The organism is Escherichia sp. WS3063 (assembly GCF_046486595.1).
Classification (GTDB): domain Bacteria; phylum Pseudomonadota; class Gammaproteobacteria; order Enterobacterales; family Enterobacteriaceae; genus Escherichia; species Escherichia coli.
The window spans coordinates 55,468-71,612 of the sequence record NZ_JBJQKY010000004.1 but is presented as its reverse complement, the minus strand read 5'-3'; the positions used below and the strand labels follow the sequence as shown (position 1 = coordinate 71,612).

General features: G+C 53.5%; 14 protein-coding genes. 6 read left to right on the top strand and 8 right to left on the bottom strand.

All coding sequences use genetic code 11. The features are described 5' to 3' along the window. Positions 1–150: 150 nt before the first annotated feature. Together dnaG and rpsU are read right to left on the bottom strand one after the other, a co-directional pair. Positions 151–1,896: a DNA primase gene (gene dnaG / locus ACJHYW_RS05120; RefSeq protein ID WP_000918827.1), complete on the bottom strand. Its 1,746-nt coding sequence runs from the start codon at positions 1,894–1,896 to the stop codon at positions 151–153. A 110-nt stretch (positions 1,897–2,006) separates the two neighbouring features. Further along, positions 2,007–2,222, bottom strand: a complete 216-nt coding sequence (gene rpsU, locus ACJHYW_RS05115) for a 30S ribosomal protein S21 (protein ID WP_001144069.1) — start codon at positions 2,220–2,222, stop codon at positions 2,007–2,009. 237 nt (positions 2,223–2,459) lie between these two features. Here rpsU and tsaD point away from each other — a divergent pair, with 237 nt between their 5' ends. Beyond that, positions 2,460–3,473 carry a tRNA (adenosine(37)-N6)-threonylcarbamoyltransferase complex transferase subunit TsaD gene (tsaD, locus tag ACJHYW_RS05110; RefSeq protein ID WP_001264356.1) on the top strand — a complete coding sequence of 338 codons (1,014 nt, stop codon included), beginning with the start codon at positions 2,460–2,462 and terminating at the stop codon, positions 3,471–3,473. Between the two features lie 42 nt (positions 3,474–3,515). On the opposite strand, the gene ttdT is transcribed toward tsaD, so the two are convergent. The 3 genes from ttdT to ttdA are packed head-to-tail and all read right to left on the bottom strand — an operon-like array spanning position 3,516 to position 6,541. Beyond that, complete coding sequence (gene ttdT / locus ACJHYW_RS05105) at positions 3,516–4,979, bottom strand: L-tartrate/succinate antiporter (protein ID WP_032329923.1); 1,464 nt, start codon at positions 4,977–4,979, stop codon at positions 3,516–3,518. Between the two features lie 48 nt (positions 4,980–5,027). Then, entirely contained in the window at positions 5,028–5,633 is a 606-nt protein-coding gene (gene ttdB, locus ACJHYW_RS05100) for a L(+)-tartrate dehydratase subunit beta (RefSeq protein WP_000722957.1), read from the bottom strand. Then, on the bottom strand, positions 5,630–6,541 hold the full coding sequence (gene ttdA / locus ACJHYW_RS05095) for a L(+)-tartrate dehydratase subunit alpha (protein WP_000986797.1): 912 nt from the start codon (positions 6,539–6,541) through the stop codon (positions 5,630–5,632). Before ttdA ends, ttdB begins: the two co-directional genes overlap by 4 nt. A 206-nt stretch (positions 6,542–6,747) precedes the next feature. On the opposite strand from ttdA, the gene ttdR reads away from it, so the two are divergent. Further along, positions 6,748–7,680 carry an L-tartrate utilization transcriptional activator TtdR gene (ttdR, locus tag ACJHYW_RS05090; RefSeq protein WP_000935209.1) on the top strand — a complete coding sequence of 311 codons (933 nt, stop codon included), beginning with the start codon at positions 6,748–6,750 and terminating at the stop codon, positions 7,678–7,680. 12 nt (positions 7,681–7,692) lie between these two features. On the opposite strand, the gene plsY is transcribed toward ttdR, so the two are convergent. Beyond that, entirely contained in the window at positions 7,693–8,310 is a 618-nt protein-coding gene (plsY, locus tag ACJHYW_RS05085) for a glycerol-3-phosphate 1-O-acyltransferase PlsY (RefSeq protein WP_001272796.1), read from the bottom strand. Between the two features lie 104 nt (positions 8,311–8,414). Between plsY and folB the strand changes: the two genes are divergently transcribed. Next, positions 8,415–8,783: a bifunctional dihydroneopterin aldolase/7,8-dihydroneopterin epimerase gene (gene folB / locus ACJHYW_RS05080; protein ID WP_001361220.1), complete on the top strand. Its 369-nt coding sequence runs from the start codon at positions 8,415–8,417 to the stop codon at positions 8,781–8,783. A 90-nt stretch (positions 8,784–8,873) separates the two neighbouring features. Next, complete coding sequence (gene bacA / locus ACJHYW_RS05075; RefSeq protein WP_001305111.1) at positions 8,874–9,695, top strand: undecaprenyl-diphosphate phosphatase; 822 nt, start codon at positions 8,874–8,876, stop codon at positions 9,693–9,695. An 80-nt stretch (positions 9,696–9,775) separates the two neighbouring features. On the opposite strand, the gene cca is transcribed toward bacA, so the two are convergent. Together cca and ACJHYW_RS05065 are read right to left on the bottom strand one after the other, a co-directional pair. Beyond that, positions 9,776–11,014 carry a fused tRNA nucleotidyltransferase/2',3'-cyclic phosphodiesterase/2' nucleotidase/phosphatase Cca gene (gene cca / locus ACJHYW_RS05070; RefSeq protein WP_000708491.1) on the bottom strand — a complete coding sequence of 413 codons (1,239 nt, stop codon included), beginning with the start codon at positions 11,012–11,014 and terminating at the stop codon, positions 9,776–9,778. Between the two features lie 63 nt (positions 11,015–11,077). Further along, complete coding sequence (locus tag ACJHYW_RS05065) at positions 11,078–11,698, bottom strand: TIGR04211 family SH3 domain-containing protein (protein ID WP_001125331.1); 621 nt, start codon at positions 11,696–11,698, stop codon at positions 11,078–11,080. 241 nt (positions 11,699–11,939) lie between these two features. Here ACJHYW_RS05065 and ygiF point away from each other — a divergent pair, with 241 nt between their 5' ends. Then, a complete protein-coding gene (gene ygiF, locus ACJHYW_RS05060) occupies positions 11,940–13,253 on the top strand; it encodes an inorganic triphosphatase (protein WP_000046247.1) in 1,314 nt (437 codons plus the stop codon). A 22-nt stretch (positions 13,254–13,275) separates the two neighbouring features. After that, positions 13,276–16,116, top strand: coding sequence for a bifunctional [glutamate--ammonia ligase]-adenylyl-L-tyrosine phosphorylase/[glutamate--ammonia-ligase] adenylyltransferase (gene glnE, locus ACJHYW_RS05055; protein WP_061092728.1), 2,841 nt, complete (start codon positions 13,276–13,278; stop codon positions 16,114–16,116). Positions 16,117–16,145 lie beyond the last annotated feature (29 nt).

The following is a 16,145-nucleotide window of genomic DNA, read 5'->3' as shown; positions in this document are numbered from 1 at the left end:
TGACCCGATGTCCTTCAGCCGTTAACGCTGAAATCCAACGGTTGTTTACCGCCAACGATAATTACGAGGGCGTACTTATATATTTGCCGCTGCCTCTCAGTGCGGCTGTCGGGGGCTTCCCGATCGCTCTTCGGCACTTAAGCCGTTAAATCACTTTTTCGCCAGCTCCTGGTTTAATGTCCAGAGCTCCAGGCGTTCTTCGTTGCTTAAACCATGCGTGCGCTCACGAGCGATTAACTCTTCCTGGCGCAGTTCAAGCAGCGAATCAAACATATGGTTGAGTGAGTCGGTGAAGGTTTGCTCAGCAATATTCTTATCTGCTATATCGTCCCACATCGACAGTTTTTCAAGGGTGGCAGCATTATTTGTACCACGATAGTGCTCTAAAAGTTGCCCGGTGGTCAGACCTGGCTGGGAGAGACAAGTGTTGACCAGTTCTCTGAATAAGCCAAGTCCAGGGAGCTTATTTTCATCCAGATTCTCAAGCGGCGGGACCAACGTCGCTAATTCTGGATTTTGCACCAGCAACCCTATAAGTATACGCATGGTCGTGCGTTTTAGCTGCGGAACAGGGCGAGAAACGCCGCTCTCTGCCGCTTTTGGCATTAATCGTTCAAGCTGGCTGTCATCAAGTATGCCTAATTTGTTGCCTAATTCCTGACGAAGATATATTCGCAGCGTTTCGCCCGGCACTTGCGATATCAATGGCAGTGCCAGCGTACTCAAACGTGCGCGCCCGTCAGGGGTACTCAGATCAACTTGCGGCATCAGACTGTTAAACAGAAATGCGGAGAGTGGCATCGCCTGCTCCATCCGCGCTTCAAACGCTTCTTTACCTTCTTTTCGTACCAGCGTGTCAGGGTCTTCGCCATCAGGCAAAAACATAAAGCGTAGCTGACGACCGTCTGTCATGTAAGGCAGCGCCGTTTCCAGCGCTCGCCAGGCGGCATCGCGGCCTGCACGGTCGCCGTCATAACAGCAAATGACATTGTTGGTCGCGCGGAACAACAGTTGTATGTGATCGGCAGTGGTTGACGTACCTAACGACGCAACGGCGTAATTAATGCCGTATTGCGCCAGCGCCACCACGTCCATATAGCCTTCGACCACAAGCAGACGATTGGGTTCAGCGTTATCCTGCTGCGCTTCATAAAGACCGTAAAGCTGGCGGCCTTTATGGAAAATGTCCGTTTCCGGCGAGTTCAGGTATTTGGGGGTATCGTTGCCCAGCACGCGTCCGCCAAAACCAATCACCCGACCGCGTTTATCACGAATGGGGAACATCACCCGCTCGCGGAAACGGTCGTAACTGCGCCCCTGATCGTTAGTGACCAACATGCCCGCATCAATCAATGACTGGCGATTTTCTGGATTGCCACCAAACCGCTTCAGGACGTTGTCCCAGCCAGGGGGGGCAAAACCAATCGCAAAGCGGGCGATAACCTCGTGGCTTAATCCGCGTTTTTCCAGATACTGGCGCGCAGACGTGGCAACAGGTTGCTGTAAAGATTGTTGGTAAAACGTATTCAGACCGTCCATCAACTGATAAAGCGTTTGTCGTTGATGGCGCTCGATCTGGCTGGGGCCGCTACCTGCTTCAAATGGCACTTCAAGATTGTGCATTGCTGCCAGCTCTTCGACCGTTTCGACGAACTCAAGCTTGTCGTAGTTCATCAGGAAGTCGATCGCGTTGCCGTGCGCGCCACATCCAAAGCAGTGGTAAAACTGTTTCTCACCGTTAACGGTGAATGATGGGGTTTTCTCGTTGTGGAATGGACAACACGCGTGGAAATTCTTGCCCTGCTTTTTCAGCTTCACACGGGCATCGATCAGATCGACGATGTCAGTGCGTGCCAGCAGATCATTAATGAATACGCGTGGGATTCGTCCAGCCATAGGCCCCGATTTTTAGCAATTCATAAACGAAAATAAGCCGCGCATTCCTTTCGGAAGCACGGCCTTACAACTACAACTCGGTCTGATCGGAGAGCAACGCTCTCGGGGAATTAGTACAGACGAGTGCGGCGTGCGTTTTCGCGAGCCAGTTTCTTCGCGTGACGTTTCACTGCAGAAGCTTTAGCGCGCTTACGTTCGGTAGTCGGTTTTTCATAGAACTCACGACGACGAACTTCCGCCAGAACACCTGCTTTTTCGCAGGAACGCTTGAAGCGACGCAGAGCTACGTCGAACGGCTCGTTTTCACGTACTTTAATTACCGGCATGTGCCTCTCACCTTTGATTAATTCGGTTTGCCGCTGGCATCAACGCCAGCTTATTTCAAAATGGTGCGGAATTTTACTGCAATTGCTGCTGCTTTGTAAAGCACCGCGGCCTTTTTTGAAAGGGACTTTTATAAGGGTGAGGAGTATACACGAGGCTTTCTCCAGGGGCGAACAAAGTTTTACATCAACCCGCATTGGTCCTACACTGCGCGGTAATAAAGCGAGGTAAAACAAGTCATGCGTGTACTGGGTATTGAAACTTCCTGCGATGAAACCGGCATCGCCATTTACGACGATGAAAAAGGTTTGTTAGCCAACCAATTGTATAGTCAGGTGAAATTGCACGCTGACTACGGCGGCGTCGTGCCTGAACTGGCCTCCCGCGATCACGTGCGTAAAACCGTACCGTTGATCCAGGCGGCGCTGAAAGAGTCCGGTTTAACGGCAAAAGACATTGACGCCGTGGCCTATACTGCAGGCCCTGGATTAGTCGGTGCGCTGTTGGTTGGCGCAACGGTCGGGCGTTCGCTGGCATTTGCCTGGGGCGTTCCGGCGATCCCGGTACACCATATGGAAGGGCATCTGTTAGCGCCGATGCTGGAAGATAACCCACCGGAATTTCCGTTTGTCGCGCTGCTGGTTTCCGGCGGTCATACGCAGTTAATCAGCGTGACTGGCATTGGTCAGTACGAGCTGCTCGGTGAGTCTATTGATGATGCCGCCGGTGAAGCGTTTGATAAAACCGCGAAGCTGCTGGGGCTGGATTATCCTGGCGGGCCATTACTGTCGAAAATGGCGGCTCAGGGTACTGCCGGGCGCTTTGTCTTCCCGCGCCCGATGACCGACCGTCCGGGGCTGGATTTCAGCTTTTCTGGTCTGAAAACCTTCGCGGCAAATACCATTCGTGATAACGGCACCGACGACCAGACGCGTGCTGATATCGCCCGCGCCTTTGAAGATGCGGTGGTCGATACGTTGATGATTAAGTGTAAGCGAGCGCTGGATCAGACAGGCTTTAAGCGACTGGTAATGGCAGGCGGCGTGAGTGCTAACCGCACGTTACGGGCGAAGCTGGCTGAAATGATGAAAAAACGCCGTGGCGAAGTGTTCTACGCGCGTCCGGAATTTTGTACTGATAACGGCGCGATGATCGCCTATGCCGGAATGGTGCGGTTTAAAGCAGGCGCGACGGCGGATCTCGGCGTTAGCGTGCGTCCGCGCTGGCCGCTGGCAGAGTTACCGGCCGCGTAAAACTATTAGGTGCCGGAGAGTCACTTCCGGCACCGTCCTCACTTAAAGCAACACCACGGGCATCCACAGTAAGCCGGTAATCACCAGCAACACGAGGAATATCAGCCCAAAAATCGCCCCCAGTCGCCAGTAATCCACCGTTGGCAGATAACCACTGCCGTAGTAAATCGGACTGGGTCCGGTGGCGTATGGTGTAAGAATGCTCCCCAGACCAATTGCCGCGCCAACCATCAGGCAGAATACCGGCAGCGGGATTTCCGGCATCGCCAGCGCGGCGGCAATCATCATCGGCGCGAGAGCGGAGGTATACGCCGTGGCGCTGGCGAAAAAGTAGCGCAGCAGATAAAAGACCACAATCAACGCCACCATCACTATCGTTGGCGAATAACCGCTTAAGCTGCCTGCTAACAGTTTGCCAAACCAGCTAATAAAACCGGTGTTGTTGAGTCCGGTAGCGAGGGTGATAAGCGAGGCCAGCCAGAAGAAAACGTTCCACGCGGCTTTATTACTGACAATGTCGTCCCAACTGATAATGCGCAGAAGCAGCATCAGCGCCACCACGCTGTAACCGACCATCGCGGCATCGATATAATCACCGCCGAAAATCCACAGCACCAGCGCGCCTACCATCAGCCCCAGCATCCGTTTTTCACGCGAACAGAGCGGGCCCATTGCCTGCAGTTCCGTCTCTGCCCAGCGCGGCACCTGATCACCAGACTTCAGTACCGGCGGGTACAGCACGTAAGCCAGCCAGGGAACCAGCAGAACCAGTAAAATGCTGAGCGGCAACATCCCGAGGAACCAGTCGCCCCAGCTCAGCGTGGCGTGAGATGCGCTTTTCATCAGTCCAATTAACAGCAAATTTGGAGCCATCGCCGTCAGGAAAATGGCGCTGGTCACGCAGTCGGCAACAATCCCCATCCACATGATGTACGAGCCAATGCTGCGCGAACTGCTGTCGTTTGGTTGTGATTGATAGAGCGGTGGCAGGTTACGGATGATGGGATAGATAATCCCCGCACCACGCGCCGAGTTGGACGGTGTTACAGGCGCGAGTATCAGCTCGGAGAACATCACTGCATAGCCGAGAAACAGCGTGCGATGCCCCATTTTTTTCACCAGAATCAGCGCGATACGTCGCCCCAGCCCGGTTTTTTCATAGCCTGTGCCAAACATAAAGGCGGCGAAAATCAGCCAGATAACCGAATTAGAAAAACCAGAAACCGCCCAGGAGAGGGATTTGGCGGTGAACTTAAAACCTGGCTGGGCGAGCTGCTCCGGGCTGAACAGCAGCCAGGGAGAGAGAATGGCGATAATGGAGATACCCACCATCGCCACCACGGCACCCGGCACGGGTTCGAGGATCAGTCCAACGATCACGCCAGTAAAAACAGCAAAGTAGAGCCAGGTATGACTCTCCAGCCCTGCGGGAAGCGGAAGTAGAGCAATAATGGCGATGACCGCCAGCGGCGCAAGGTATCGCCACCATTCAGTGGAAGGTTTCATCGTGTTATGCCTGCGAAAAAGGAGAGGGGGTGAGCCTCTCCGGGAGGGTTATTTGATGTAGTGGACGTGCTCGCAAATCTCTTCCACGATGGGATCGCGGCGTTCGGCGAACAGCTTTTTGTTTTCGGCTATCAGGTTGTTGCCGTGGGTATCAATAGAGACAATCAGCGGGCCGAACTCTTTGACCCGGCAGACCCACAGTGACTCCGGCATCCCGAGTTCTGTCCAGTGCACCTCTTCAATCTCTTCCACCTGGGTTGCCGCCAGTACTGCGCAGCCTGCCGGGAAAATCACATGCAGCGCCTTGAATTTCTGGCAGCCTTCTTCGGTCAGCGGCCCCATTCCGCCTTTGCCGACCACCAGTTTCACGCCGGTCTGTTCGATAAATTCACGTTCAAAACTTTCCATACGCATACTGGTTGTCGGGCCGACGGATACCATCTCCCATTTGTCGCCGTTTTTGCGCACGATGGGGCCAGCGTGGAAAATCGCTTTGCCGTTGAGATCGTAAGGGATCGGACGTTTGAGTTCGATCAAACGACGGTGACAAACGTCACGGCAGGTCACCAGCGTACCGGTCAGGTAGATCACATCGCCGACGCGAATATCTTGCAGATCTTCAGCTTTGATCGGGGTTGTCAGGATCTTTTTCATAACGCGCTCCGGGTGTGAGACAGATTTTCAAAGGTGAGATCGGCATGAACCAGCAGTGTGCCGCGACGATGCGCCCAGCAGCCTGTAGAAACAGCAACGCCGATGGTTGACGGATGGCGGGCGGCAGATTCGATATGTACGCCCATCACTGAACTGTTGCCAGTCAGCCCTTGTGGACCAATCCCCAGACGGTTGAGTCCTTCTTCCAGGCGTAGCTCCAGCTCTGCCGCTTTTGGATTGGGATGGCGGCTGCCAATCGGGCGCAAAATGGCTTTTCGCGAGAGCACGGCGGCGGTTTCCACCGAGGTGGCGATGCCCACGCCCACCAGTACCGGTGGACAGGCGTTTACGGCGAGGGTGGAGATATTTTCGAAGACGAATTTCACTACGCCTTCGTAGCCTTCTGACGGCATTAACACTTTCGAGCGGCCTGGTAGCGTGCAGCCGCCGCCTGCCATGTAAACTTCGATTTCCGCATCGTCATTGTCGGGGATGATGTCCCAGGTGACCCACGGTACGCCGCTGCCGGTATTTTTGCCGGTGTTTACTTCGTCAAAAATTTCTACCGCATTGTGACGCAGTGGCGCTTTGACGGTTGCCTCTTCCACGGCTTGTTTGAGTATGCTTTGCAGCTCGCCAAGCAGTGGGAAACGGGAACCGACCTTAACAAAAAACATGATTTCGCCGGTGTCCTGACAGGCAGGACGATTCAGGTCGATCGCTTTTTGCATGTTATCGAACATCGTGTGGTAGATGATTTTTCCCATCGACGATGTTTCGGCATCCTTTAGCTGTTTTAGTTTGTCCACCACGTCATCGGGCATTCGGGTAGAAATCATGGCGGTAAAGTTAGCGACAATCTCCGTCAACTTATTCACTGCCTGTTGCTTATTACTTTCGCTCATCATGGCAACTCCAGTTTATGTATTTGTCTGGAAAAATTCACCGCCACAAACTACCACTAAAAATGTGGTTTTATATTTTTTGCCGCCGTGAATATGTAATTCACAGTTCGTGAATCAACGCGAAAATAAGAATGAATATTGCGCCAGAGCAGGGAATGGCAATGTTTTGCGAAATACACTGCGCTTATCACAACTGCGGATAATTAACGATGCTGAATAGCTGGCCTTTAGCCAAAGATTTGCAGGTACTGGTAGAAATCGTCCACAGCGGGAGTTTTAGTGCTGCAGCGGCGACGCTTGGGCAGACGCCTGCATTTGTCACCAAGCGGATCCAAATCCTTGAAAATACGCTGGCAACAACGCTGCTGAACCGCTCCGCTCGCGGTGTGGCGCTGACTGAAAGTGGCCAACGTTGTTACGAGCATGCGCTGGAAATCCTCACCCAATATCAGCGACTGGTCGATGACGTCACGCAAATCAAAACGCGCCCGGAGGGGATGATTCGTATTGGTTGCAGTTTTGGTTTTGGGCGCAGCCATATTGCGCCAGCCATTACCGAACTGATGCGCAATTATCCTGAGTTACAGGTGCATTTTGAATTGTTCGATCGGCAAATTGATTTAGTGCAGGATAATATTGATCTGGATATTCGTATTAATGACGAAATTCCTGATTATTATATTGCGCATCTGTTAACGAAAAATAAAAGAATATTATGCGCAGCACCTGAGTATCTGCAAAAATATCCGCAGCCACAATCCTTACAGGAATTAAGTCGTCATGATTGTCTGGTGACCAAAGAGCGCGATATGACCCACGGAATATGGGAGTTGGGGAACGGTCAGGAGAAAAAATCGGTGAAGGTAAGCGGGCATCTTTCCTCCAATAGCGGCGAGATAGTGTTGCAATGGGCGCTGGAGGGCAAAGGGATTATGTTGCGTTCCGAGTGGGATGTGTTGCCGTTTCTGGAGAGTGGCAAACTGGTGCGAGTATTGCCGGAGTATGCACAAAGCGCCAATATCTGGGCTGTTTACCGGGAGCCGCTCTATCGCAGCATGAAATTACGTGTCTGCGTGGAATTTCTGGCGGCATGGTGCCAGCAACGGCTGGGCAAGCCCGACGAAGGCTATCAGGTCATGTAAATCCACCAGAAATCACTCGGGATCCTTTTCGCGCTTTCTTTTGAATTTCGTCCAGATTTTTGTCTCCTGACGACGCCACAGACGCTGGATGTTGTCATGATGACGCAGCAGGATCAGGCAAGAGAGCATCGAAACCGGGAAGGTGAATTGTGGCTTAAACCACCAGACATAAAACGGAGCAATCAGTGCACTGACAATCGCTCCCAGCGACGAGTAACCACTCAATAGCACGGTCAGTAACCAGGTTCCCGCCATTACTCCAGTGAGATCCCAGCCAATTGGTGCGATGGCACCAAAAGCGGTAGCAACGCCTTTTCCTCCTTTAAAACCGAAGAAAACGGGCCAGATGTGTCCAAGACAGGCGGCGATGGCAATTAAGCCTAGCCAGAAGGGGCTGACACCTAATTCATACGCGCCCCAGACGGGCAACATTCCTTTCAGAACGTCGAAAATCAGTACTGCTACGGCTGCTCCCTTGCCACCGATACGTAACACATTGGTTGCGCCTGGATTGCCGGAGCCGCTGGTTCGCGGATCGGGCAGCCCACACAAGCGGCAAACCAGAATGGCACTGGAAATGGAGCCGCAGAGGTACGCGATGAGGATCATTCCAGGCGCGATTGCACTCATAAGCTGTTCCGTTTTGAAAATTCGTGTTCAACGATGAATCTGTGGATAATACGCACATTTCGCCGGAAGTGGTATCCGGTTAGCCAAAAAGCAGGCAGGACGTGATGGATATTGTATTTATAGAGCAACTTTCGGTAATCACCACTATTGGTGTTTACGACTGGGAACAGACCATCGAACAGAAGTTAGTGTTCGATATCGAAATGGCGTGGGATAACCGTAAAGCGGCGAAAAGTGATGATGTGGCGGATTGCCTCAGTTACGCTGGCATTGCAGAAACGGTGGTCAGCCACGTCGAGGGGGCGCGTTTTGCGCTGGTGGAACGCGTGGCTGAAGAGGTGGCGGAGCTGCTGTTAGCACGCTTCAACTCGCCGTGGGTGCGTATCAAACTCAGCAAGCCAGGCGCAGTGGCGCGGGCGGCGAATGTTGGTGTCATCATTGAGCGTGGCAATAATCTGAAAGAAAATAATTAATTTTACAGCTGTTAAACCAAACGGTTATAACCTGGTCATACTGCAGTAGTTCGGACAAGCGTTACATTTTTATAATTTAGGGGTTTATTGATGAGCGATATGCACTCGCTGCTGATAGCGGCAATATTGGGTGTGGTCGAAGGATTGACAGAATTTCTGCCGGTATCCAGCACGGGCCATATGATTATTGTCGGTCACTTGTTGGGATTTGAGGGCGACACGGCGAAAACCTTTGAAGTCGTGATCCAGTTAGGATCAATTCTGGCGGTAGTAGTGATGTTCTGGCGGCGTCTGTTTGGCCTGATTGGCATTCACTTTGGTCGTCCGCTGCAACACGAAGGAGAAAGCAAAGGCCGTTTAACGCTGATCCACATTCTGCTTGGCATGATCCCAGCGGTAGTATTGGGGCTGTTGTTCCACGACACGATTAAGTCGTTGTTTAATCCAATAAATGTGATGTATGCGCTGGTCGTTGGCGGTCTGTTGCTGATTGCCGCTGAATGCCTGAAGCCGAAAGAGCCGCGTGCGCCGGGTCTCGATGATATGACCTATCGTCAGGCGTTTATGATTGGCTGCTTCCAGTGTCTGGCGCTGTGGCCAGGTTTCTCCCGTTCCGGGGCGACCATTTCAGGTGGGATGCTGATGGGCGTGAGCCGTTACGCTGCTTCCGAGTTCTCGTTCCTGCTGGCGGTGCCGATGATGATGGGCGCAACGGCGCTCGATCTCTACAAAAGCTGGGGCTTCCTGACAACCGGCGATATCCCGATGTTTGCCGTTGGGTTTATCACCGCTTTTGTGGTGGCGCTGATAGCGATTAAAACCTTCCTGCAATTGATTAAGCGCATTTCGTTTATCCCTTTCGCCATTTATCGCTTTATTGTGGCGGCTGCGGTGTATGTCGTGTTCTTTTGATTGAGGAATAGTGTCGGATATGACGCTTGTGCGTCTTATCCGACCTGGCCGGTGTTTGCAATAAATTGAAATTCAAGTGCTTAATCAGGCTTTGGACAACGTTGTTCCTTCCAGCTGGCTACCGCCGCAATCCGCCGTCGGGTCAGCTCCTCGCGAATCTCCACACCTTTAAATCCCGCTTCAACGACGGCTTTTGTCGGCACTGACTGTGCCACTTCCCAGGCTTCGCGCAACCAGCGGCCTTGCGGGTAGTCGGCTGATTCAAAACCGGTTCTGCCGCGCACATCAGCCTCGCTGGTCAGCGCCAGTTGCTCGACACGCTGCGGTTTACGCCAGGCGTCGATGGAATCAAATAGTTTGACGATGGTTTTTGGGTTCAGCATTGGGAAGGTGTGGATGAGATCGTGAAACTCAGCCACCAGTCTGGCTAAATCGCGAATTTCATTTGGCACGCGCAGACGCTGACAGAGTTGTTCCACTAACTTCACACCCGCCGGGCCATGACCATGATGACGCGGCCAAAGTTCTGGTGGCGTCAGTCCTTTACCGAGATCGTGGCATAACGTTGCGAAACGGACATCGACCTGCGGACTCAGCATCGCCGCCATTGAGAGCGTCATTAAGGTATGAATACCCGTGTCGATTTCCGGATGCCACCTGGCAGGGGCCGGAACGCCAAACAGGGCGTCAATTTCCGGGAATAAAACGCGCAGTGCGCCGCAATCGCGCAGTACCTGGAAGAACACCTGGGGATTGCGGGTAGTGAGGGCGCTTTCCGTCTCTTTCCATACCCGTTCAGGCGTCAGGTGTTCCAGTTCACCCGCGTGGGTCATCTCGCGCATCAGCGCCAGAGTTTCATCGGCAATACGAAAACCGAGGTGGGCATAACGCGCAGCAAAACGCGCTACGCGCAACACGCGTAACGGATCTTCGCCAAAAGCGGGGGAAACATGGCGCAACAGACGATTTTGCAGATCGCCCAGACCGTTGTACGGGTCGATAATCTCGCCGTTATCGTCCTGGGCCAGCGCATTAATGGTCAGATCGCGACGCTTAAGATCATCTTCCAGCGTGACATCCGGTGCGGCATAGCAGGTAAAACCGGTGTAACCGGAACCGGATTTCCGTTCGGTACGTGCCAGTGCATACTCTTCATGCGTTTGCGGATGCAGAAACACAGGAAAATCGCGGCCTACCTGCTGGTAGCCCGCGTCGAGCATCTCCTGTGGCGTACTGCCGACCACCACCCAATCTCTGTCTTTGACCGGTAGCCCTAACAATGCATCCCGAACAGCACCACCGACCAGATAAATCTTCACGCCATCATCCCTTCGTCAAATACACAATTCCTAATAATAAGACAGTGCAACGAAGAAGGCGATTTAGTTCATCCAGCGATCTTTGCGTTTGCGGCTTGGGATCAGGTGCGGCAGTACCAGACCGAGCAGCAAGCCAAGCCCCAGCACGCCGCCGCCATACATAAACCATTGCATGATGATGGTGCGCTGTTTGTCATCCAGCTGTACGCTGGCGGCATCGACCTTTTTCTGCGCGACAATCAGCTCGTTTTTCAGTTTCTGATTTTCTTCTTTTAACCCGTTGATCACGCTGTCGCTCTGCGCCACTTTTTGCTGCATTTCTGCGGTGCGCTGATTCCAGGTGTTATCGATATTGGTGAGTTTATCGGTCAGGGTTTTGACCTGATTTTCCAGATCTGGCACACGGGAGCGCAGGCTTGGCTCAGTGCTAAGTTGTTTCAACGGGATCCAGGCGGTACGGCCAGAGCTGTCTTTCACCTGGGCATAATTGGTGTTGGCGTCAGTTTGTAATAAGGTCACTTCCTCGCCGGCGTTAACCGTGCCTACGAGGCGATAATGATCTCCCGGACCGCTACGGACCCAGGTATTCAGTTCATCAGAAACATAGCGCGTTTCTTCAGCGTGTGAGACGGCAGTGGCGCTAAGTGCGAGTAAAGTTAATCCGATCAGGCGTAATTTTGGCATCAGGCTGTCGTTATTGTCATGGAAAGTGGAACGATAGTAGTGGCATCAGTGTCGCTACGCAAAGCATTCGACATCAATCGGAATCCTCTGTGTCAGGTCTTGCCACTGCTTCAAACTTTTACGCCCGTCAAATTGCCCGTTGCATGGCAATTTGGCGCAAAATACTATCTACTGACAAAAAAGATCGCATTAAGTTCGCCGTTCATCGTCACTTATGTGACATAACCGATAAGTAAAGGCTATGGCTCAGGAAATCGAATTAAAGTTTATTGTTAATCACAGTGCCGTTGAGGCGTTGCGTGACCATCTCAATACGCTGGGCGGCGAGCACCATGACCCCGTGCAGTTGCTGAATATTTACTACGAAACGCTGGATAACTGGCTGCGTGGGCACGACATGGGCTTGCGTATTCGTGGCGAAAACGGTCGCTATGAGATGACCATGAAAGTTGCAGGAAGAGTGACAGGCGGCTTACACCAGCGCCCGGAATATAACGTGGCTTTGAGCGAACCGACGCTCGACCTGGCGCAGTTACCGACGGAAGTCTGGCCGAACGGCGAATTGCCTGCCGATCTCGCTTCCCGCGTGCAGCCGCTGTTTAGCACCGATTTTTATCGCGAAAAGTGGCTGGTAGAGGTTGATGGTAGCCAAATTGAAATCGCCCTCGACCAGGGGGAAGTGAAAGCGGGTGAATTTGCTGAACCTATCTGCGAGCTGGAACTGGAACTGCTTAGCGGCGACACGCGCGCGGTGCTGAAACTGGCGAACCAACTGGCGAACCAACTGGTATCGCAAACCGGATTACGCCAGGGCAGCCTGAGCAAAGCGGCGCGTGGCTATCATCTGGCGCAGGGCAATCCGGCGCGTGAAATCAAACCGACCACCATTTTACATGTTGCGGCAAAAGCTGATGTCGAGCAGGGGCTGGAAGCGGCGCTCGAGCTGGCGTTAGCGCAATGGCAGTATCATGAAGAGCTGTGGGTACGCGGCAACGATGCGGCGAAAGAGCAGGTGCTGGCAGCCATTGGCCTGGTCCGTCATACGCTGATGCTGTTCGGTGGCATTGTGCCGCGTAAAGCGAGCACTCACTTACGTGATTTGCTGACCCAATGCGAAGCGACCATCGCTTCAGCGGTTTCTGCCGTGACGGCGGTCTATTCTACCGAAACGGCAATGGCGAAGCTGGCGTTGACCGAATGGCTGGTAAGCAAAGCCTGGCAGCCGTTTTTAGATGCCAAAGCGCAGAGTAAAATGAGCGATTCCTTCAAACGCTTTGCCGATATCCATCTTTCCCGCCATGCCGCTGAACTGAAAAGCGTTTTCTGCCAGCCGTTGGGCGATCGCTACCGTGACCAGTTGCCACGCCTGACGCGTGATATTGACTCAATCCTGTTGCTGGCGGGTTACTACGATCCTGTCGTCGCGCAAGCCTGGCTGGAGAACTGGCAGGGGCTGCGTCACGCTATTGCGACCGGACAACGCATTGAAATTGAACATTTCCGTAATGAGGCAAACAATCAGGAACCGTTCTGGTTGCACAGCGGAAAACGTTAATCAGGCAAGGATAAAATCGCTTATGAAGCCGCTCTCTTCACCGTTACAGCAGTACTGGCAGACCGTTGTTGAGCGGCTGCCAGAGCCTTTAGTCGAGGAATCACTTAGCGCACAGGCGAAGTCAGTACTTACTTTCAGTGATTTTGTGCAGGACAGCGTGATTGCGCATCCAGAGTGGCTGACGGAACTGGAAAGCCAACCGCCGCAGGCCGACGAATGGCAGCATTACTCTGCATGGTGGCAGGAGGCGCTCAGTAATGTGAGTGACGAAGCCGGGTTAATGCGCGAGCTGCGGCTATTCCGGCGGCGCATTATGGTGCGCATCGCCTGGGCGCAAACGCTGGCATTGGTTACTGAAGAGAGCATTTTGCAGCAGCTCAGCCATCTGGCGGAGACGCTGATTGTTGCGGCGCGTGACTGGCTGTATGACGCCTGCTGCCGCGAATGGGGAACGCCGTGCAATGCGCAGGGCGAAGCGCAACCGCTGCTGATTTTAGGCATGGGTAAGCTGGGCGGTGGGGAGCTGAATTTCTCCTCAGATATCGATCTGATTTTTGCCTGGCCGGAACATGGTTGTACCCAGGGCGGACGCCGGGAACTGGATAACGCGCAGTTTTTTACCCGCATGGGGCAGCGGCTGATTAAAGTGCTGGATCAACCAACGCAGGATGGCTTCGTCTATCGCGTGGATATGCGACTGCGTCCGTTTGGCGAAAGTGGCCCGCTGGTGCTGAGCTTTGCGGCACTGGAAGATTATTACCAGGAGCAGGGGCGCGACTGGGAGCGTTACGCGATGGTCAAGGCGCGGATTATGGGCGATAGCGAAGGCGTCTATGCTAACGAGTTGCGTGCGATGCTGCGCCCGTTTGTTTTCCGTCGTTACATCGATTTCAGCGTGATTCAGTCGCTGCGCAACATGAAAGGGATGATTGCCCGTGAAGTGCGTCGGCGCGGTTTGACCGACAACATCAAACTTGGCGCGGGTGGCATTCGTGAAATTGAATTTATCGTCCAGGTATTCCAGCTTATTCGCGGCGGGCGCGAGCCGTCGCTGCAATCGCGCTCTTTACTGCCAACGCTCAGCGCTATTGCCGAGCTGCATCTGCTTTCTGAAAACGATGCTGAACAATTGCGAGTGGCGTATCTGTTCCTGCGGCGTCTGGAAAACCTGCTGCAAAGCATTAACGACGAACAAACCCAGACGCTTCCTTCTGATGAGCTTAACCGTGCGCGGCTGGCGTGGGCGATGGACTTTGCTGACTGGCAGCAACTGACTGGGGCGCTGACCGGACATATGACCAATGTGCGCCGGGTGTTTAATGAATTGATTGGCGACGACGAAAGTGAAACTCAGGAAGAGTCGCTGTCGGAACAGTGGCGTGAGCTGTGGCAGGACGCGTTGCAGGAAGATGACACTACACCAGTGCTGGCGCATCTTAGCGAGGACGATCGCAAACAGGTGCTGACGCTGATTGCCGATTTCCGCAAAGAGCTGGATAAGCGCACCATCGGGCCACGCGGACGTCAGGTGCTCGACCATCTGATGCCACATCTGCTAAGAGATGTCTGTACACGTGAAGACGCTGCTGTCACGCTGTCGCGCATTACGGCCTTGCTGGTGGGGATTGTTACCCGCACCACCTATTTAGAATTGCTTAGTGAATTTCCTGCGGCGCTTAAGCATTTGATTTCTCTGTGTGCCGCATCGCCGATGATTGCCAGCCAGCTGGCGCGTTATCCGTTATTGCTGGATGAACTGCTCGATCCAAACACTCTCTACCAGCCGACGGCGACCGATGCTTACCGTGATGAGTTGCGCCAGTATTTGCTGCGCGTGCCGGAAGATGACGAAGAACAACAGCTTGAGGCGCTGCGTCAGTTCAAACAGGCGCAACTGTTACGCATTGCGGCAGCGGATATCGCCGGTACGCTGCCGGTAATGAAAGTGAGCGATCACTTAACCTGGCTGGCGGAAGCCATGATTGACGCCGTTGTTCAGCAGGCGTGGGTTCAAATGGTGGCCCGCTACGGTAAGCCAAATCACCTCAACGATCGCGAAGGCCGTGGTTTTGCGGTGGTCGGCTACGGCAAGCTGGGCGGCTGGGAGTTAGGCTACAGTTCCGATCTTGACCTTATCTTCCTCCATGATTGCCCAATGGATGCGATGACTGACGGCGAGCGGGAAATCGACGGGCGACAGTTTTATCTGCGTCTGGCGCAACGCATTATGCATCTGTTCAGTACGCGAACCTCTTCCGGCATTTTGTATGAAGTGGATGCTCGACTGCGTCCATCCGGGGCGGCGGGAATGCTGGTGACATCCGCAGAAGCATTTGCTGATTATCAGAAAAACGAGGCCTGGACGTGGGAGCATCAGGCGCTGGTGCGTGCGCGTGTAGTGTACGGCGATCCGCAGCTCACCGCGCACTTTGACGCAGTACGCCGGGAGATTATGACGCTGCCGCGCGAAGGCAAAACCCTGCAAACGGAAGTGCGGGAAATGCGCGAGAAAATGCGCGCTCATCTCGGCAATAAACATCGCGATCGCTTTGATATCAAAGCCGATGAAGGCGGAATTACCGATATCGAATTTATTACCCAATATCTGGTGTTGCGCTACGCTCATGAAAAACCGAAGTTAACGCGCTGGTCAGACAACGTGCGTATTCTGGAGCTGCTGGCGCAAAACGACATTATGGAAGAGCAGGAAGCGATGGTGCTGACCCGTGCTTACACGACGCTGCGCGATGAACTTCATCATCTGGCATTACAGGAATTGCCGGGCCATGTGTCGGAGGATTGCTTCACCGCAGAGCGTGATCTGGTGCGGGCAAGCTGGCAGAAGTGGCTGGTGGAAGAATGAAGTATGGTATTATCGCGCGCAAATTTTGA